The sequence below is a fragment of the Streptomyces sp. NL15-2K genome, assembly GCF_030551255.1.
Taxonomy (GTDB): domain Bacteria; phylum Actinomycetota; class Actinomycetes; order Streptomycetales; family Streptomycetaceae; genus Streptomyces.
The window spans coordinates 1,274,638-1,293,084 of the sequence record NZ_CP130630.1; the positions used below are offsets into that span (position 1 = coordinate 1,274,638).

15 protein-coding genes and 5 pseudogenes are annotated in these 18,447 nt (G+C 70.4%); 13 read left to right on the forward strand and 7 right to left on the reverse strand.

Annotated features, from left to right (window positions below; translation table 11 throughout):
- Window positions 1-2 precede the first annotated feature (2 nt).
- Together ppdK and Q4V64_RS05045 are read left to right on the forward strand one after the other, a co-directional pair.
- A pseudogene (gene ppdK, locus Q4V64_RS05040) lies at window positions 3-2,692 on the forward strand (pyruvate, phosphate dikinase).
- A gap of 57 nt (window positions 2,693-2,749) precedes the next feature.
- Complete coding sequence (locus tag Q4V64_RS05045; RefSeq protein ID WP_124437480.1) at window positions 2,750-3,187, forward strand: hypothetical protein; 438 nt, start codon at window positions 2,750-2,752, stop codon at window positions 3,185-3,187.
- A 331-nt stretch (window positions 3,188-3,518) separates the two neighbouring features.
- Here Q4V64_RS05045 and Q4V64_RS05050 read toward each other — a convergent pair whose 3' ends face one another.
- From Q4V64_RS05050 to Q4V64_RS05065, 3 genes and pseudogenes are all read right to left on the reverse strand, one after another.
- The gene (locus tag Q4V64_RS05050) at window positions 3,519-5,903 is read right to left on the reverse strand and encodes a phosphoketolase family protein (protein WP_303709029.1); all 2,385 of its coding nucleotides are present in this window, start codon (window positions 5,901-5,903) and stop codon (window positions 3,519-3,521) included.
- A 121-nt stretch (window positions 5,904-6,024) separates the two neighbouring features.
- Window positions 6,025-6,465, reverse strand: coding sequence for a pyridoxamine 5'-phosphate oxidase family protein (locus Q4V64_RS05055; protein ID WP_124437481.1), 441 nt, complete (start codon window positions 6,463-6,465; stop codon window positions 6,025-6,027).
- Between the two features lie 114 nt (window positions 6,466-6,579).
- A pseudogene (locus Q4V64_RS05065) lies at window positions 6,580-7,199 on the reverse strand (pyridoxamine 5'-phosphate oxidase family protein).
- A 620-nt stretch (window positions 7,200-7,819) separates the two neighbouring features.
- Here Q4V64_RS05065 and Q4V64_RS05070 point away from each other — a divergent pair.
- Both Q4V64_RS05070 and Q4V64_RS54755 read left to right on the forward strand, forming a co-directional pair.
- The gene (locus Q4V64_RS05070; protein ID WP_253266729.1) at window positions 7,820-8,278 is read left to right on the forward strand and encodes a cyclic nucleotide-binding domain-containing protein; all 459 of its coding nucleotides are present in this window, start codon (window positions 7,820-7,822) and stop codon (window positions 8,276-8,278) included.
- Between the two features lie 24 nt (window positions 8,279-8,302).
- Window positions 8,303-8,511, forward strand: a pseudogene (locus Q4V64_RS54755) (CBS domain-containing protein); the annotation flags it as partial.
- Window positions 8,512-8,578: 67 nt separating this feature from the next.
- Here Q4V64_RS54755 and Q4V64_RS05075 read toward each other — a convergent pair.
- Window positions 8,579-8,989 carry an Hsp20/alpha crystallin family protein gene (locus tag Q4V64_RS05075; RefSeq protein WP_124437482.1) on the reverse strand — a complete coding sequence of 137 codons (411 nt, stop codon included), beginning with the start codon at window positions 8,987-8,989 and terminating at the stop codon, window positions 8,579-8,581.
- Between the two features lie 205 nt (window positions 8,990-9,194).
- Here Q4V64_RS05075 and Q4V64_RS05080 point away from each other — a divergent pair.
- Window positions 9,195-9,656 (forward strand): annotated as a pseudogene (locus Q4V64_RS05080) (CBS domain-containing protein); the annotation flags it as partial.
- A gap of 96 nt (window positions 9,657-9,752) precedes the next feature.
- Here Q4V64_RS05080 and Q4V64_RS05085 read toward each other — a convergent pair.
- A complete protein-coding gene (locus Q4V64_RS05085; RefSeq protein ID WP_124437484.1) occupies window positions 9,753-10,583 on the reverse strand; it encodes a pyridoxamine 5'-phosphate oxidase family protein in 831 nt (276 codons plus the stop codon).
- On the opposite strand from Q4V64_RS05085, the pseudogene Q4V64_RS05090 reads away from it, so the two are divergent.
- The 8 genes and pseudogenes from Q4V64_RS05090 to Q4V64_RS05125 form a co-directional block, all read left to right on the forward strand.
- A pseudogene (locus Q4V64_RS05090) lies at window positions 10,555-10,944 on the forward strand (iron-containing alcohol dehydrogenase); the annotation flags it as partial. The gene Q4V64_RS05085 and the pseudogene Q4V64_RS05090 overlap by 29 nt on opposite strands.
- A 166-nt stretch (window positions 10,945-11,110) precedes the next feature.
- On the forward strand, window positions 11,111-11,452 hold the full coding sequence (locus tag Q4V64_RS05095) for a metalloregulator ArsR/SmtB family transcription factor (RefSeq protein WP_124437485.1): 342 nt from the start codon (window positions 11,111-11,113) through the stop codon (window positions 11,450-11,452).
- Window positions 11,449-13,185, forward strand: a complete 1,737-nt coding sequence (locus Q4V64_RS05100; RefSeq protein ID WP_303709036.1) for a SulP family inorganic anion transporter — start codon at window positions 11,449-11,451, stop codon at window positions 13,183-13,185. The genes Q4V64_RS05095 and Q4V64_RS05100 overlap by 4 nt, the downstream gene beginning before the upstream one ends.
- On the forward strand, window positions 13,182-13,592 hold the full coding sequence (locus tag Q4V64_RS05105; protein WP_124436483.1) for a pyridoxamine 5'-phosphate oxidase family protein: 411 nt from the start codon (window positions 13,182-13,184) through the stop codon (window positions 13,590-13,592). The genes Q4V64_RS05100 and Q4V64_RS05105 overlap by 4 nt, the downstream gene beginning before the upstream one ends.
- Window positions 13,592-14,026: an ATP-binding protein gene (locus tag Q4V64_RS05110; protein ID WP_124436484.1), complete on the forward strand. Its 435-nt coding sequence runs from the start codon at window positions 13,592-13,594 to the stop codon at window positions 14,024-14,026. Before Q4V64_RS05105 ends, Q4V64_RS05110 begins: the two co-directional genes overlap by 1 nt.
- Before the next feature lie 29 nt (window positions 14,027-14,055).
- Complete coding sequence (locus Q4V64_RS05115) at window positions 14,056-14,451, forward strand: anti-sigma factor antagonist (RefSeq protein WP_124436485.1); 396 nt, start codon at window positions 14,056-14,058, stop codon at window positions 14,449-14,451.
- Between the two features lie 39 nt (window positions 14,452-14,490).
- The gene (locus Q4V64_RS05120) at window positions 14,491-14,841 is read left to right on the forward strand and encodes a zinc ribbon domain-containing protein YjdM (protein WP_124436486.1); all 351 of its coding nucleotides are present in this window, start codon (window positions 14,491-14,493) and stop codon (window positions 14,839-14,841) included.
- Window positions 14,842-15,022: 181 nt separating this feature from the next.
- Entirely contained in the window at window positions 15,023-15,373 is a 351-nt protein-coding gene (locus Q4V64_RS05125; RefSeq protein WP_124436487.1) for a metalloregulator ArsR/SmtB family transcription factor, read from the forward strand.
- A 38-nt stretch (window positions 15,374-15,411) separates the two neighbouring features.
- On the opposite strand, the gene pflA is transcribed toward Q4V64_RS05125, so the two are convergent.
- The gene (pflA, locus tag Q4V64_RS05130; RefSeq protein WP_172628923.1) at window positions 15,412-16,158 is read right to left on the reverse strand and encodes a pyruvate formate-lyase-activating protein; all 747 of its coding nucleotides are present in this window, start codon (window positions 16,156-16,158) and stop codon (window positions 15,412-15,414) included.
- Window positions 16,155-18,413, reverse strand: a complete 2,259-nt coding sequence (gene pflB, locus Q4V64_RS05135) for a formate C-acetyltransferase (protein ID WP_124436488.1) — start codon at window positions 18,411-18,413, stop codon at window positions 16,155-16,157. Before pflB ends, pflA begins: the two co-directional genes overlap by 4 nt.
- Between the last annotated feature and the right edge of the window lie 34 nt (window positions 18,414-18,447).

Here is an 18,447-nt window from a genome sequence, read left to right on the forward strand (position 1 = left end):
TCATGGTTCGTTACGTGTACGGCTTCACCGAGGGTGGCCGCCACATGGCGGACCTGCTTGGCGGCAAGGGCGCGAACCTGGCCGAGATGACCCGGCTGGGCCTGCCGGTGCCCCCGGGGTTCATCGTCACCACCGAGGCCTGCCGGGCTTTCCTGGCCACCGGCGCCGAACCCGAGGGGATGTCCCGGGAGATCTCCCGGCATCTGTCGGCCCTGGAGGCCGCCGCGGGGCGGCTGCTCGGGCAGCCGGACGACCCGCTGCTGCTGTCGGTGCGCTCCGGGGCGCGCTTCTCTATGCCCGGCATGATGGAGACGGTCCTCGACATCGGCCTGAACGACGACTCCGTCCTCGGCCTGGCCAAGACTTCGGGCAGCGAGCGCTTCGCCTGGGACTCCTACCGCCGACTGGTCCAGATGTTCGGCAGCACGGTGATGGGCGTCGACTCGTCTCTGTTCGAGCAGGCCATCACCCTGCTCAAGGAGGTGCGCGGTGTCGCGGACGACGTACACCTGGATGCCACCGACCTTGCCCAGCTCGTGGAGAGGTACAAGGGCCTGATCGAGTACGAGACCGGTGAGCACTTCCCGCAGTCCCCCGCCGAGCAGCTGCGCCGGGCCGTCCTCGCCGTCTTCCAGTCCTGGAACGGTGAACGGGCCCGCCTGTACCGGCGGCGCGAGCACATACCGGACGACCTCGGCACCGCGGCGTGCAGCGCATGGTGTTCGGCAACCTCGGCGCCGATTCCGGCAGCGGGGTCGCCTTCACCCGTGACCCGGCCACCGGGCGGCCCTGTCTGTACGGCGACTACCTGGTCGACGCCCAGGGGGAGGACGTGGTCGCGGGCATCCGCAACACGGTGCCGCTGACCGACCTGGAGCGGCTGGACCCCGCCTCCTATCTGGAGCTGCGGGCACACATGGAGACCCTGGAGCACCACTACCGGGACCTGTGCGACATCGAGTTCGCCATCGAGCGCGGGCGTCTGTGGATGCTGCAGACCCGCGTCGGCAAGCGCACCGCCGAGGCCGCCTTCGCCATCGCCGCCGAGCTGGCCGACGAGGGGCTCATCTCGGTGGACGAGGCCCTGGCCCGGGTGAGCGGGGATGGGCTGGCCCGGCTGATGTTCCCCCGGTTCGACACCTCTGCCGTCGGCGAACCGCTGGCGCATGGCATTCCGGCTTCGCCTGGTGCCGCCGTTGGAGCGGTGGTGTTCGACTCGGCCGAGGCGGTACGGCGTGCAGCCGCCGGCGAGAAGGTCGTCCTCGTGCGGCAGGAGACCACCCCGGACGATCTGCCCGGCATGGTCGCCGCCGAGGCCGTGCTCACCAGCCGGGGCGGCAAGACCAGCCACGCGGCCGTCGTCGCCCGCGGCATGGGCAAGGTCTGCGTGTGCGGCGCCGAGCAGATCACCGTCGACCCACGGGAACGCCGCTTCACCGTGGGCGGCACCACCGTGCGGGAGGGCGAAGTCGTCTCGGTGGACGGTTCGGCGGGCACCGTGTATCTGGGTGCCGCTCCGCTGGTCGACTCCGCGGTCATGCGCTACCTGGAGACGGGTGCGCACGGCGAGCGTTCCGCCCCACTGGTCGACGCGGTGGCGAGGGCCCTGCGACGGGCCGACGACGTACGGCGGCTGGAGGTGCGGGCCAACGCCGACACGCCCGAGGATGCCGCCCGGGCCCGCCGGTTCGGCGCGCAGGGCGTCGGGCTGTGCCGCACCGAGCACATGTTCCTCGGCGAGCGCCGCAAGCTGGTCGAGGAGATGATCCTGGCCCGCGACGACATCGAGCGCGCCCGTGCCCTGGAGGCGCTGCTGCCCCTGCAGCGGCAGGACTTCATCGGCATTCTGGAGGCGATGGACGGCCTTCCGGTCACCATCCGGCTCCTGGACCCGCCGCTGCACGAGTTCCTGCCCGACCGCACCGAGCTCGCCGTCCGGGTCGCCACCGCCAGCGCCCGGGGAGAACTGCCGGAGCCGCACGACGTCGAACTGCTGGACGCGGTCAACCGGATGCATGAGGAGAACCCGATGCTCGGCCTGCGCGGCGTGCGCCTGGGCCTGGTGGTGCCGGGACTGGTCGCCATGCAGGTGCGGGCCGTGGCCGAAGCGGTCGTGGAACGCGTCCGGGCCGGCGGCGACCCGCAGGCGGAGATCATGGTGCCGCTGGTCGACACGGTCGAGGAGCTCCGCCTGGCACGCGAGGAGGTGGACGCGGTGCTCGCCGAGGTCGGCAAGGCCACCGGCGTCCCCGTCCGGTGCGCGGTCGGCACGATGATCGAACTGCCCCGGGCGGCGCTGACCGCGGGCCGCATCGCCGAGGAGGCGGAGTTCTTCTCCTTCGGCACCAACGACCTCACCCAGACCGTCTGGGGCTTCTCCCGCGACGACGTGGAGGCGGCGTTCTTCTCCGCCTACCTCGACAAGGGCATCTTCGCCACTTCCCCGTTCGAGACGATCGACCGCGACGGCGTCGGCCGTCTGGTCGAGATCGCGGTCGCCGAGGGCCGGGCCGCGCGTCCGGACCTGAAGATCGGGGTCTGCGGCGAGCACGGCGGCGACCCCGAATCCGTGCACTTCTTCCACGCAGCCGGCCTGGACTACGTCTCCTGCTCGCCGTTCCGCGTCCCCGTCGCCCGTCTGGAGGCCGGACGAGCCGCGCTGGAGGGCGCTGGGGACAGCGACAGCAGGTGAAGGGGCGGCCCGCCACCCCGCGTCCCATCGGGTCAACGATCACAAGGAATACGGAACATGACCGACGAAGACACCCGCGTCCGGAACGCCCCGAACGCGGTCCGGGTGCGGGCCACGGGGGACGTGGACGACAGGGCACTCGCCTACCTGAGGGAGAAGATCGCCGCCGCCCTTCACCGGCCGGGGCTGCCGGCCGTCAGCGGCGAGGTCCGACTGGAGCGGGCCGCCGCTCACCACGTCGAACTGCCATGGTCCTGCGGGGCGGAGATCCGGGTTGGAGCCGACCTGATGGTCGTGCACGCCCGCGAGGCGAGCGCGCGCGAAGTCGCCGACCGGTCGGAGGACCGGCTGCGCAGCCGGGTCGAGCGGACCCTGCACCGCACGGACGCGGCCCGCAGGTCGGCGCCGCCGCCGCGGCGGGGCGGCCGGCCCATCGGGCAGCCGTCCCAGGGCTCTGCGGCCCGTGTGGCGGACAGCGATGAAGCGACGGGCTGAGCGAAGGATCCAGTGGGGTGCCAGGGCAGGCGATGCCCTCGCACCCCACCCGCGAGGAGCAGAGCCGTGACATCCCGCGCCGTCGGCGAAGTCATGACCAGCGAGGTCCTCCGCCGCCAAGCATGACCGTCGCAGTGTTCACCGCCTCGGTCATGGGTTTACTCGCCGTCCAGCTCGCCGCTGTCCACCCCGCTCCCGCGCACACGTCGTGTACATCGGGTTCTCTAGACCGTGGGGCTGATCGCCCTGGGGACAGCAATCCTGGCAGCGGCGTGAAACGGCCCGGGTCACCGCCGCCGTCGCGGCGGTGACCCGGGCCGGGGCGGGCCGTTCAGCCGTCCCAGGTCCAGTCGGCGACCTCGGGGAGGTCGGTGCCGTGTTCGCGGATCCAGGCATGGTGGCGCAGCCGGGTGTCCTCCATCCGCTGCCGTACGGCAGCGGCACGTACCGCCAGACCGGGCACGCGGTCGATGACGTCCATGACCAGCCGGTAGCGGTCCAGGTCGTTGCGGACCACCATGTCGAACGGCGTGGTGGTCGTACCGATCTCCTTGTAGCCGCGCACGTGCAGGTGGGCGTGGCCGGCCCGGCGGTAGGCCAGGCGGTGGATGAGCCACGGGTAACCGTGGTAGGCGAAGATCACCGGCTTGTCGGTGGTGAACAGGGCGTCATGCTGCGCGTCGGGCATGCCATGCGGGTGCTCCTCGGCGGGCAGCAGCCTCGCCAGGTCGACGACGTTGACGACTCGCACGGCCAGCTCCGGCAGGTCGCGGCGCAGCAGCTGGGCGGCGGCCAGGACCTCCTGGGTCGGGACGTCGCCCGCAGCGGCCAGCACCACGTCCGGCTCCCGGTCGCCGTCCTCGTTGCTCGCCCAGTCCCAGATGCCGGCGCCGCGGGCGCAGTGCACCTTGGCCTGTTCCATGGACAGCCAGTCGAAGCAGGGCTGCTTGCCGGCCACGATGACGTTGACGTAGTCCCGGCTGCGCAGGGCGTGGTCGGCCACGGACAGCAGGGTGTTGGCGTCCGGCGGCAGATAGACCCGGACCACTTCCGGGCTCTTGTTGAGGACGTGGTCGACGAAACCGGGGTCCTGGTGGGAGAAGCCGTTGTGGTCCTGGCGCCACACGTGCGAGGTCAGCAGGTAGTTGAGGGAGGCGATCGGGGCGCGCCAGGGCAGGCGCCGCGTGGTGCGCAGCCACTTGATGTGCTGGTTGGCCATCGAGTCGACGATGTGCACGAACGCCTCGTAGCAGGAGAACAGCCCGTGCCGGCCGGTCAGCAGGTAGCCCTCCAGCCAGCCCTGGCAGGTGTGTTCGGACAGGATCTCCATCACCCGGCCATGGGCGTCGAGGTGTTCGTCGACCTGGAGCCTCTGGGCCTGCCATGCCTTGCCGCTGGCCTTGTAGACGGCCTGGAGCCGGTTGGAGGCGGTCTCGTCGGGGCCGACGAGCCGGAAGTCGCGCCGGTCCGCGGTGCCCCGCATGACGTCCTCCAGCAGGTCGCCGAGGACACGGGTGGGCTCGTGCAGGGTGGCACCCGGCTTGTCGATCTCGACCGCGTACTTCTCCAGCGGCGGCAGGGGCAGTTCCCGCAGCAGCAGACCGCCGTTGGCGTTCGGGGTCGCGCCCAGGCGCCGGGTGCCCTCAGGGACGCAGGCCAGCACCTGCTCGCGCGGACGGCCGTCCTCGTCGAACAGTTCCTCGGGCCGGTACGAGCGCAGCCAGTTCTCGAGTTGGCGCAGGTGGTCGGGGTTGTCCCGGACGGCGGACAGCGGCACCTGATGGGAACGCCAGGTGCCCTCCACCGGCACCCCGTCGACCTCGGCCGGCCCGGTCCAGCCCTTCGGGGTGCGCAGCACGACCAGCGGCCAGCGCGGGCGCTCGGTCGCGCCGTCCTCCCGCGCGGCGCGCTGGAACTCGGCGATCCGGTCCAGAGCGCTGTCCATAGCCTCGGCCATGGCGCGGTGCACGGCCATCGGGTCGTCGCCGGTGACGTGGATCGGGTCGTGGCCGTAGCCGCGCAGCAGCTCGTCGAGTTCGCCTTCCGGCAGCCGGGCCAGCACCGTCGGGTTGGCGATCTTGTAGCCGTTCAGGTGCAGGATCGGCAGGACGGCACCGTCGTGGACGGGGTCGAGGAACTTGTTGGAGTGCCAGGACGCGGCCAGCGGCCCGGTCTCCGCCTCGCCGTCACCGATGACGCAGGCGACCACCAGGTCCGGGCTGTCGAGGGCGGCTCCGTAGGCGTGCGAGAGGGCGTAGCCCAGTTCGCCGCCCTCGTGGATGGAGCCGGGCGTCTCGGGCGCCACATGGCTAGGCACGCCGCCGGGGAAGGAAAACTGCCGGAACAGCCGGGCCATGCCGTCGGCGTCCCGGGTGATGTCCGGGTAGGTCTCGCTGTACGAGCCTTCCAGCCACGAGTTGGCGAGCACGGCGGGCCCACCGTGGCCAGGGCCCCAGATGCACAGGGCGTCCAGGTCACGGGCCTGGATGACACGGTTGAGATGCGTGTGCACCAGGTTCAGGCCCGGGGAGGTGCCCCAGTGCCCGAGCAGCCGCGGTTTGACGTGCTCCGCGCGCAGCGGCTCGGTCAGCAGGGGATTGGCCATCAGGTAGATCTGGCCGACGGCCAGGTAGTTCGCGGCGCGCCAGTGGGCGTCCAGCGCCCTCAGTTCCTCCTCGGTGAGCCGGGCGGACGCCTGCTGCGTGTCGACGGACATGGGAGATCCCTTCCGGGTCAGGGTGTCGATCGGAGGTACAAGCCGGTCCGTGCCTTCCACCATCGGTGACCGGCCGGGTACCCGACAGGGCCGACCGGGCCACCCTTGGTGCCTGGGAGCGTCAGGGCGTGAGATCCACTCCGTAAAGCGTGCGTCCGCCGACGAGTTCCCGCCCGGTGACCAGCTCGGATTCGATGCGGACGAAGATCTGCCGGGGCGAGGGCGCCCAGGAGCGGGGGCCGTTCCGTACCAGTCGCTCGTGTTCGACGGGGTCGGTCACCACCGTGGCTGGGCCGGTCACGACCACGCTCCAGCCCGAGTGGGAGGCCGCATCGACCTCGTCGGCCTCGAAGGCGACCACCGTGCCGTCGACGGCGCGGGCCAGTTCCGAGGTGGCGGAGGTACACAGCACCACGGCGTCGTCGCCGTCCAGACAGAAGTTGACCGGCAGGACGGCGGGCAGGGCCTGGCGCGTGTGCACGATCCGTCCGACCGGCACCTTCGCGAGCAGACGCAGGCACTCCTGCCGTCCGAGTTCGCGGAAACCGTCGTTGCGGTACATGCCCAGTCCGTCTTTCGTCCGATGCCGTGATGGTGCGGTACGAGTCCATCCTCCGCCGGGCGGGGGACGGCAGTGAGGGCCAGTTGGTCCCTCCTCGGCCGGAGACCGGCCCTGTCACACGGTGATCCGGCGCCCGGTGACGGCATCGGCCTCGATACGGATCCACAGGTCGCGTCGTCCTCCGGCCCAGGGCGCGCTGTACACCCGTTCCGCGAGTCGGCGCGCCTCGTCCGGGTCGGTCACGTCGTGGGCCCGTCCGCGCACCAGCAGAAGGCGACCCGGTGGCCGGACGCCTGGGCGGGGGTGGTGCCGGCGGCTGTCCGGAAAACGATCGCCCCGTCGACGACACCGGAGTTGACCGGCACGACGAGCGGCCCGGAGGGTGTGGTCACTGCCAGCCTGCCCACCCCGTGCGTACCGAGCAGATCCCAGCACTCCCGCTCGGTCAGCTCGGTGAACTCCACACTGCGAGCCGCCCGCCCGCGGCCGGGAGGCAGGTCGGCATGGCCGCCGGCGAGTTCCTGGGCGGTCGTGCCCAGGACACCGGCCAGCCTGAGCAGGGCACCCCGGTCCGGTGCGGCGGCAGGATGCTGCTCCAGGTACCGGAGGTAGCTGGGCGCCATGCCCGTCCGCTGTGCCGTCTCCCGCCGGGTGAGTCCCAGCTCGGTGCTCCGGCCCGCGATGCGTCGCCCGAGATCACCGCGCGGCGATCCTTCGACCGCGTCATCCTTGATGCCGGGATCCGGGGCATCTCCGCGGTCGGACTGCCCGGGGCCGTGGAACGTGTGGGCCTTCATGACCATCGTCGCCTTTCTCGAACGCCCGGCCGCTCAGGACCCCTCTGTCGTCCCGAGTGCCGTCGAGCCCGGAGCGGTTCCGGGGTTCCCCGATTCCAGCGTCTCTTCCGTCCACCGACCACGGCTTCATGTCCCCTCCTCAGAGCGGTCAGGCGCAGACAGGGCTCCGAGGGCCGAGGCGGCAGAGATGTGCGCGCGCGTCGAGGGCGGTTACCTTGCCGGGTCACGAGGACGGGGGGGAGGTCGGCTTCCGCGCTCCCTGGCAGATCGCGAGCCATCGTCCCCACCGCCCTTCCGCCCGGCCCCTTTGAGAACCCCTTGTGAATACCGTCGCCCCGCCCGGGCCTCACCGCGACACACGCTTGGGCCCTCAGAGTGCCGCCGCCCGGGTTGCGCCAGGCCGGTTTGCGACGATCGTGGAGTCATGCGGTCGGCAGGAAGACACCGCTGGGTCCCACCCCCGCCGCCATGGCTTTCACATCGGCCGCCTACTGAGACATCCGTGACCGGACAGGAGCCCCGGCTCCCTCCGAGGTGGCGGAGAGGGGACGGCCATCATGGTTGCGCGGACCGGCGTTTTCGGCGCCATGACCAACGAGCATCGCGAGCAGCTCATGTCACTCGCTCGTGAGACGTCGTTCGCGGCAGGCGAGCGCATCTTCAACGAGGGCGGCAAGGCCGACCGCTTCTGGATCATCGGCACGGGCATGGTCGCTCTCGACCTTCATGTGCCCGGCCGACGCGCAGCGGTCATCGAGACCCTGGGCGCCGGAAGACTCCTGGGCTGGTCCTGGCTCGTCCCTCCCCATCACTGGCACCTGGGGGCCGAGGCCACCAGCTCGGTGCGTGCCTCCGAGTTCGACGCGGCGGCGGTTCGTGAGCTGTGCGCGAAGAACCCGGGGCTGGATCACGAACTGTGTACCTATGTCGTCGGCGTACTCGCGCGCCGGCTCAGGTCCGCCCGGGTGCGACTGCTCCACCTCTACGCGCCCTACGGTGCGGGCGAGGTCCCCTGACCAGGCGAGACGAGGTGCCTTGAAGTGCCGCAGACCCCGCACGTCGGGAGCGATGTGATGACTCAGACGGTCGTGGCCGTGGGACGTAACGCGCCCTTCAAGGAGATCGTCCGGACCTGGAGCAGTGGAAGGTCAGTGCCATGCCGGTCCTGGAGGGTGAAGGGCGAGTCATCGGCGTGCTCTCCGAGGCCGATCTGCTGCCAAAGGAGGAGTTCCGTGACGGCGACCCCAATATCGTGAGCGCGCAGCCTCCGGAGGACGCGGTCAGGTACAGGCCCCGCTGCGGGGCGGGAGCGGGGCTCAGGCGTGCGGCGGCGGGATGGCCGTGGCGTCCGCCGTCGCCTCCGGTACCGGGACCGTGATGGTCAGAACACCGTCCCTGTACTCCGCCGTCGCTGCGTCGTGCTGCGCCCCGGTCGGCAGTCGTTCGAAGTGGCCGTAGCGGACGTGGGCGGGGTGCCTCTTCGTGGTCTCACGATGCTCGGCGCGCAGCGTCAGGACACCGTTTGCGACGGTGATCTCGATGTCCTTGTCGGGGTCCATTCCCGGCAGCTCCGCCCGCAGCTCGTACGTCCCTTCCGTCAGGCGCTCTTCGACGTGGATACCCTGCGTTGCCGGAGCTGTGTTCAGTGCGGGGAATCCTGCCTCGTCCCAGTCAGGCAGATCGGGCACTGGGGGCGATCCGGGGATCCGCTTGATCATGCTGCTCATCTCTCGCTCCTCTTTCATCCCCCTTTCAGCATCATCCACCTGAACCTGTTCGGAGTCGCCTTGTGATTGCGGCGGCGCATGCCTGCAGCTCGGGCTGCGCTCGGCTGCCCCGTCGTGAGTCTCGCCGATGCCCTTGAGGGCTGACTGAACCTGCCAAGCAAAGGCCGCAGAGGTGAGTTGGCTGCATCATGACGCCCCACCGGGTCTCTTCGAGCAACGCGGGCGTCTGTCCGATGTCGCCAAGGCGGGGGCTGTGACGGCCGAGGAGCTCATGACCACCCCCGCGATCATGGTCCATCCTGATGTCACCTTGGCCCAGACGGCCAGGATCATGGCGGTCAGGCACGTGAAGCGTCTGCCCGTGGTCGACGACATCGGCATGCTCCAGGGCATCGTCAGCCGTGCCGATCTGTTGAAGGTCTTCCTGCGGTCGGACCAGGACATCGAGGAGGAGGTGCGCCGCACGGTAGTGTCCTACCTCTTCCCGGCCTTCAGCCACGCCATCCACGTGAACGTGCACGAGGGAGTCGTCACCCTCCGTGGACACCTTTGCGATACTTCGCTCATCTCCGTTGCTGTGCGCCTCGTACGGTCCGTCGTCGTGGAGGTCGAACCCCACCTCACCGGCGAGTCCACCCCTCCGACCGGACCGGGGCACGCGCGGTGAAGGTTGGGCAGTGCGGGCCCGCGACGGAGGCGGCAGGCAGAGGACCGGCATCGGCGTGCGTCACTGCGCGGTTTCGGGGTCGAGCACAGTCCTGAATCACTGCTCGACCGAAGTAATGCGGCGCCCCGTGATGCGCGTGGGCTGGATCGACACCCACATGTCGCGTTCTCCTCCTGGCCACGGCGTGGTGTGGGCGCGATCGACCAGCCTCTGCACCGCGTCGGGCTCGGCGACCACTCGCGCGAGCCCGACGACGAGCACGCTCCATCCCTGGCTCATGGCCTCTTCCACATGGTCGACATCAAAAGCGACCTGCGAATCCACGGCCGCCGCTGGGAGGGAGTCCGGTGCGGTCCGGAACACGATCTCATCGCCGATGACGTCGTAGTTCACCGGAACCACTGCCGGGCCGTCGGGTGTCGACACCGCGACGCGTCCCATACGGTGCGTGGCGAGCCGGGCGCGACATTCGTCGGAGCCCAGATCCCCCAGCTGAGGACGCAGGAGTGCCTGGCCCTGGCCGGGCGGCAGATCGATGCCGCCCCCACGCAGTGCGGTGACGCTGGTTCCCAGCGCGGCAGCCAAGCTGATGAGAGTCGCCATGGTCGTATCGGCCGGCTGTTCTTCGAGGTACGCGAGGTACTCCGGCGCCATTCCGGCGCGCCGGGCCGTCTCTGCCCGGGTCAGTCCCTGGCGTGTGCGTGCGGCAGCTACGCGCCGGCCGATGTCACCCGGATTGGGCCGCCTGCCAAATGAGGGCCCGCCCGGCTCGGCGTGCCTCGGCTCGTCAGACTCGTCCGTGCTCGGCTGCGCAGGCTCAGGGGCTCTTCCACGACCATGCTCGGTGTGGCGGATGTGTGCGTCGGGCCCGGGAAAGACGAGGGTCACCTCCTCCGTGTCGGACCAGGTTCTGCTGCCGCACGTCATCCGCTACAACGGCACCGTCCCGACGAAGCTGACGGGTTGGCCAAGATACGAGAACTACCGGGCCCCCGAACGCTTCCAGGACATCGCCCGCACCCTCGGCCTGCCCGCCGCCACGCCGACCGAGGGGGTGGAGTCGCTCGCCCGCGCGGTGGAGAGCCTCCGGGACGCGGTGGGCATCGAGCCGTCGTTCCAGGCCCTTGGCGTCAACGAGCGCACCTTCCTCGACGCGCTTCCCGAGCAGGCGCTCAACGCCTACGAGGACCAGTGCGCGCCCGCCAACCCACGGATGCCGATGCTCGACGACATGCAGGAGATCATGCGAGCTGCCTACTTCGGGCCACTCGGCTCGCCTGGTGAGTGAGCCCCATTTCCAGAGCTGCACGCCACTGTCGGATATCTGAATTGCAAAATTTCGCAAGTACATAGATGCTGGGGCCACTGTGTCCGCTCCGCCGGTAGCCGTGGGCGCAGCGCCGTCGTGTTCACCCGATCGGGGCGGGTGGGTGAGTAAGGGAAGCCGAGGGGTCGTGTCCGTTCCGCTGTACCAGGCCAAGGCCGAGTTCTTCCGGATGCTGGGGCATCCCGTCCGGATAAGGGTGCTGGAACTGCTGCAGGACGGTCCGAAGCCGGTGCGGAACCTTCTGGCGGAGATCGAGGTGGAGCCGTCCGGCCTGTCCCAGCAGCTGGCGGTGCTGCGCCGCTCCGGAATCGTGACCTCGCAGCGGGAGGGCTCGACGGTCGTCTACGCACTGGCCGGCGGAGATGTCGCCGACCTGATGCGGGCCGCGCGCCGGATCCTGACCGAGATGCTCGCGGGCCGGAACGAGCTGCTGGCCGAGCTGCGGGAAGCCGAGGTCGCCCCGCGATGACCTCGGGCATCAGCCGGGCCCTGTCCCGGATCAGCGCACTCCTGCCCGGCCGCGCGGATCTGGCGGAGATGCGCCGCGACCCGCGCCGGGATCTGCTCGCGGGCCTGACCGTGGCGATCGTGGCGCTGCCCCTCGCGCTCGGCTTCGGCGTCTCTTCCGGTCTGGGCGCAGAGGCCGGACTGGCGACCGCCGTGGTCGCCGGCGCCCTGGCCGCGCTGTTCGGCGGGTCCAATCTCCAGGTGTCCGGGCCCACCGGGGCCATGACCGTGGTGCTGGTTCCGATCGTCGGCGAGTACGGTCCGACCGGCGTGCTGACCGTCGGCCTGATGGCCGGCGTCATGCTCGTGGCGCTGGCCGCCCTGCGCGCCGGCAAGTACATGCAGTACGTGCCCGCGCCCGTGGTGGAGGGCTTCACGCTGGGCATCGCCTGCGTGATCGGACTGCAGCAGGTCCCGAACGCGCTCGGCGTGCCCAGGCCCGAGGGCGACCGCGTGCTGGTGGTGACCTGGCGGGCCGTCGAGGAATTCGCCAAGGACCCGAACTGGACGGCGGTCGGTTTCGCGGTCGCGGTGGCCGCGGTCATGCTGGTGGGCGCCCGCTGGCGGCCGGCCCTCCCGTTCTCCATCCTCGCGGTCGTCGCGGCCACGGTCGTGGCCCAGGTAGCGGGCCTGGACGCGGCGCAGCCGATCGGTGACCTTCCGTCCGGGCTGCCCGCGCCCACGCTCGGCTTCCTTGACATCGGTGCGCTCGGCACCCTGCTCGCCCCGGCCGTGGCCGTGGCAGCGCTCGCGGCCCTGGAGTCCCTGCTGTCCGCCTCGGTGGCGGACGGCATGACCGTGGGGCAGAAGCACGACCCTGATCGCGAGCTGTTCGGTCAGGGGCTGGCCAATATCGCGGCCCCGCTGTTCGGCGGGGTGCCCGCGACCGGTGCGATCGCCCGGACCGCGGTCAACGTCCGTACGGGCGCCGGCTCCCGGCTGGCCGCCCTGACTCATGCCGCGATCCTCGCCGTGATCGTCTTCGCCGCGGCGCCCATGGTCTCCAAGATCCCGCTCGCCGCCCTCGCCGGCGTGCTGCTGGCCACCGCGGTCCGCATGGTCGAGGTCGGCTCGCTCAGGGCGATGGCCAAGGCCACCCGCTCGGATGCGCTGATCCTCGTCCTCACCGCGGTCGCGACCCTGGCCCTGGACCTCGTGTACGCGGTGATCATCGGCCTGATCGTCGCGGGTGCCCTCGCCCTGCGCGCCGTGGCCAAGCAGGCCCGCTTCGACCAGGTCCCGCTCGATCGCGGCGACCACAGCGCCGAGGAACACGCCCTGCTCGCCGAGCACATCGTCGCCTACCGCATCGACGGGCCGCTGTTCTTCGCCGCCGCGCACCGCTTTCTGCTGGAGCTGACCGAGGTGGCCGACGTACGGGTCGTCATCCTGCGCATGTCGCGAGTGTCGACCATGGACGCCACCGGCGCCCTCGTCCTCAAGGACGCCGTCGAGAAGCTGCGGAGGCGCGGCATCCTCGTCCTGGCCTCCGGTATCCGCTCCAGCCAGCGCCAGGTCCTCGACTCCGTCGGCACCCTCGACCTGCTGTCCCATGAGGGCAAGGATCACGCCACCACGCCCGAGGCGATCCGCGCAGCCCGCGGTCACCTGGAGACGGCCGGGGTCGTGCCCGCGATTCCCGTCCAGATGAGTGGACCGAAGCCCACCGAGATCGGCGAGGAGGCGGTCCGATGAGCACGACGCCCGCAGCCTTGCGCATGATCGAGGTCTCCGGCGCGGAGGCGCTGTGGCTGCTGGAAGGGTCGGCGCTGGGCCGGTTGGTGCTTGTGCAGCGGGAGCAGGCCGTCGTGCGGCCCGCCCGGCATGTGTGGCGGTACGGCAGGCTGATCGTCCGAACCCCGGTGCAGGCCGTCGCGGTCCCGGCGACGGTGACCTATCACGTGGACGAGGTCCGCGCCGCGACCGGCACCGGCTGGACGGTCACCGCGGCCGGGTCCGCCGAGGTGATCACCGACGCGGACGAGGCGGCGCACCATCGCCGCACGCCGGCCGGTTGGACGCACGGCCCGCACGACACCGTATTGAGCATCCGGCCACAGACCGTCAGCGGGTTCCGTCTCGCCCAGGGCACGGAGCGATGATGTCCACGCAGCCCACGCAATTGGCAGCGCTGCCTTACCGGCACGTGCTTACTCTGCCCGCCGAGCCGTCCGCTGTCCGCCTCGCCCGCGAGACCGCCGAACAGGCGCTGGTCGAGTGGGGTGTTGGCCTGCGCCATCCCACGGTGGACCCGGCGCTGCTGATCCTCGGCGAGTTGGTCACCAACAGCGTCCGGCACGCCGCCGTCCGCTCCCCGCAGGTCACCGTCATATACGCGGCAGGCAGGGACTGCCTCGCCTTCGCCGTCCACGACCGCCATCCGTACCAGCCGCGGCTGTACGCGTCGGCCGGCGGAACGGGAGCCGGCGGTCTCGGGACCGTCATGGAGCTCACCCTCGGCCTAGGTGGAACTGCCGTCGTCCGGGCCGACGCCGACGGCGGTGGTAAGAGCATCTGGATCACCCTGCCCCTGTGACGGGCAGCTCGGGCAAGGAGTTCACTGTCATGACCATCGAGTGGCGTTACACCATCGAGCGTGGCTTCGGCGTCCTCTCCGTCGCCGGATACCTCGGCCCGGAGGCCGTGCGCCGCTTCAGCGGGGCAGTCGGCTGGGTCGTCGCGCGCGGCAGCGGACCGGTCATCGTCGACCTGACCGAGCTGCGCGGCTGGTCGGCCGAGGGCCAACTGGCCATCACCGAGGCCGCCCGCCACCTGGCCAGCAGCGGTCGGCGGCTGGAACTCGCAGCGATCCCCGCCGACGGCCCCCTGGTGCCGGCAGGCAACTGCCCGGACATCCCGGTCCACAGCGACCTGGTGGCAGCCCTCGCCGCCCACACCCGGCCTGTGTCAGCCGCCGAGGAGCCGCAGCAGGCATGGCGTACCGACGGCTGGCCTTCCTGACGGACGTATCGAGCAACCCACGACTGAAAGACATCTGTGATGAGTGAAACCCTTCCTCCTTGCCCCGAGTGTTCCGGTGAGTACACGTACGTGATGGGCGCGCTGCTGGTCTGCCCGGAGTGCGGGCACGAGTGGTCGCCAGGTGTGGAACCGGCGAGCGACACCGAAGGCAAGGTGGTCAAGGACGCGGTCGGCAATGTCCTGGCCGACGGCGACACCGTGACGGTGATCAAGAGCCTGAAGGTCAAGGGCAGCCCGACCGGAATCAAGGCGGGCACCAAGGTCCGCAGCATTCGCCTCGTCGACGGGGTGGACGGCCACGACATCGACTGCAAGGTCGACGGGTTCGGCGCGATGCAGCTGAAGTCCAGGGTGGTCAAGAAGGTCTGACCGGCTCAGCGGGGGTCTGTCTCCCGTTCGGCGCGAGTCACCACCGTGCCGAAGGCAGTCCGAGTTCGGCCGTCCCGGAGCCGCGCGCGAGGATGGTCCGCATGTTGCTGACGAGGTGGACGCGATGCTCCGGGGTCCGGCCGACGGGGCCGCGCTGTTGTGCCCGGGAGGGGACGGCACTATGAGTACGCCGCTGTACCAACTGAAGGCCGAGTTCTTCAAGACGCTCGGGCACCCGGCCCGCATCCGCGTGCTGGAGCTGCTGAGCGAGCGGGAGCACGCGGTCGCGGAGATGCTGCCCGAGGTCGGCATCGAGCCGGCGCATCTGTCCCAGCAACTGGCCGTGCTGCGCCGAGCCAACCTGGTCGTGAACCGCAAGGAGGGCTCGCACGTGTACTACTCCCTCACCAGCCCGCACGTCGCCGAGCTGCTCCGGGTCGCCCGCACCATCCTGTCCGGCGTCCTGGCCGGGCAGGCCGAGCTGCTGGCCGACTTGGAGGCCGCGCAGGGGGAGGCGAAACCGCCGTCATAGCGAGAGCTCTCCGCCGCGTGCTGAGCACGGGCACACCATCACAGTGCCCGCAGGCCGTGCTCCCGGAACTGCTCGCGGACGCGCTCCGTCAGGTCCGGATCGGGGGTCGGGGTGTCGCGCAGCGGGAAGGGGATGCCGAGCGCGTCGTACTTGTGGGCGCCGAGCTTGTGGAACGGCAGAACGTCCACGCGGTCGACGTTGCCGAGTCCGGCGAGGAACGCGCCGAGGCTGTCGACGGCTGCCGGGTCGTCGGTCCAGCCGGGCACGAGGACGTAGCGGATCCACATCGGGACGCCGATCCGGTCCAGGCGGGTGGCGAAGTTGAGGGTCGGGGAGAGTTCGCCTCCGGTCAACTTCCGGTAGATGCGGACATCGAAGGACTTGATGTCCAGCAGGACCAGGTCGGTGTCGGCGAGAAGCTCGTCGGTGGCGCGGGCGCCGAGGAAGCCGGAGGTGTCGAGGGCGGTGTGCAGGCCGGCCTCCTTGCAGCGGCGCAGCACCTCGCCGGTGAAGGCGGACTGGAGCAGCGGCTCGCCGCCCGTGATGGTCACCCCGCCACCGGCCGTGGTGAGGAAGGCCCGGTACTCGTCGATCTCGGTCATGACCTCGTCCACCGTGGCCTGCTTGCCGTCGCGCATGTGCCAGGTGTCCGGGTTGGCGCAGTACAGGCAGCGCAGCGGGCAGCCGCTGACGAAGAGGACGAACCGGGTCCCGGGACCGTCCACTCCCGTGGACAGGTCCCAGGAGTGGATCCGGCCCGTCACCGGTTCGGTCGTGGTGTTCACAGCGATCCGTGGAAGGTGCGGCTGATCACGTCAAGCTGCTGCTCGCGGGTCAGGCGGACGAAGTTGACGGCGTATCCGGAAACCCTGATCGTCAGCTCCGGGTGCTTCTGCGGGTGTTCCATGGCGTCCTCCAGGGTCGCCCGGTCCAGGACGTTGACGTTCATGTGGAAGCCGCCCGAGGCCATGTAGGCGTCGAGGATGCCGACCAGGTGGCCCGGCCGCTCGTCCGGGTTGTGCCCCAGTCCCTCGGGGGTGATCGTCGTGGTCAGCGAGATGCCGTCCCGGGCCTCCTCGTACGGCAGTTTCGCCACCGAGAGGGCGGAGGCGGCCACGCCGTGGCGGTCGCGGCCGTTCATCGGGTTGGCGCCGGGCGCGAAGGGCTCCCCGGCACGGCGGCCGTCGGGGGTGTTGCCGGTGTGCTTGCCGTACACCACGTTGGAGGTGATGGTCAGCACCGACTGGGTGTGCTCGGCATTGCGGTAGGTGGGGTGGCGGCGAACCTTGGTCATGAAGGACTTCAAGAGGTCGACGGCGATGGAGTCGACCCGGTCGTCGTTGTTGCCGTACGCCGGGAACTCCCCCTCGGTCCCGTAGTCGACGGCCAGCCCGTTCCCGTCCCGGATCACCTTCACGCGGGCGTGCTTGACGGCGGAGAGGCTGTCGGCGGCCACCGACAGGCCGGCGATCCCGCAGGCCATGTAGCGGTACACCGGGTGGTTGTGCAACGCCATCTCGATGCGCTCGTAGGCGTACTTGTCGTGCATGTAGTGGATGACGTTGAGCGTGTTGACGTACGTGGCCGCCAGCCAGTCCAGCATGCGGTCGTACGCGGCCGACAGCTCCCCGTACTCCAGGTACTCGCCGGTCAGGGCGGGCGCCTCGGGCGCGATCTGTTCGCCGGTCATCTCGTCCCGGCCGCCGTTGATCGCGTACAGCAGCGCCTTGGCGAGGTTGACGCGGGCGCCGAAGAACTGCATCTGCCGGCCCACCGTCATCGCGGAGACGCAGCAGGCGATCGCGGTGTCGTCGCCGGTGCGCGGGCGCAGCAGGTCGTCGGACTCGTACTGCACGGCGCTGGTGTCGATCGACACGCGGGCGCAGAACTCCTTGAACCCGGACGGCAGTTGGGGTGACCACAGCACGGTCAGGTTGGGCTCCGGGGCCGGGCCGAGGTTGTACAGCGTCTGCAGGAAGCGGAAGGAGGTTCGGGTGACCAGTGTGCGCCCGTCGCCGCCGATGCCGCCGATGGACTCCGTCACCCAGGTCGGGTCGCCGGAGAACAGCGCGTCGTACTCCGGGGTGCGCAGGAACCGTACGATCCGCAGCTTGATCACGAAGTCGTCGATCAGCTCCTGGGCGCGCGTCTCGTCGAGGGTGCCCTCGTCCAGGTCGCGCTGGAGGTAGACGTCCAGGAAGGTGGAGGTGCGGCCGAGCGACATCGCGGCGCCGTTCTGCTCCTTCACGGCGGCCAGGAAGCCGAGGTAGAGCCACTGCACGGCCTCGTGGGCGGTGGCGGCGGGGCGGGAGACGTCGCAGCCGTACCAGGCCGCCATCTCCGCCAGTTCACCCAGCGCCCGTATCTGCTCGGCCAGTTCCTCGCGGTCGCGGATGACGTCCGGGCTGGAGAGCCGCGCGTCCAGCACAGCACGCTCGGCCTGCTTGGACTCGATCAGCCGGTCGGTGCCGTACAGCGCGACGCGCCGGTAGTCGCCGATGATCCGGCCACGGCCGTACGCGTCGGGCAAGCCGGTGATGATGCCCGCCTTGCGGGCGGCGCGCATCTCAGGGGTGTAGGCGTCGAAGACGCCGTCGTTGTGGGTCTTGCGGTAGGTGCCGAAGACGCGTGTCACGAAGGGGTCGGCCTTGTAGCCGTACGCCTCCAGACTGTTCTCGACCATCCGCAGCCCGCCGTTGGGCATGATGGCCCGCCGCAGCGGGGCATCGGTCTGCAGGCCCACGATCAGCTCCCGGTCGCGGTCGATGAAGCCCGGCCGGTGCGAGGTGATGGTGGACGGAGTGCCCGGGTCTACGTCGAAGATCCCCTTGAGCCGCTCGTCGGGGAAGTGCGCGCTGACCTTGCGCCAGACCGTGAGGGTGCGCTCGGTCGGACCGGCCAGGAACGCCGAGTCGCCCTCGTACGGCGTGTAGTTGGCCTGGATGAAGTCGCGTACGTCGATGCGGTCGCGCCAGCGTGTCCCGGCGAAGCCTCGCCATGCCTCGGCCCTTCGGCTGCCAACTGTCACCGTCGTGGTCATCGCCGGATGTCCTCTCCCTGGTCGCATTCGTTCG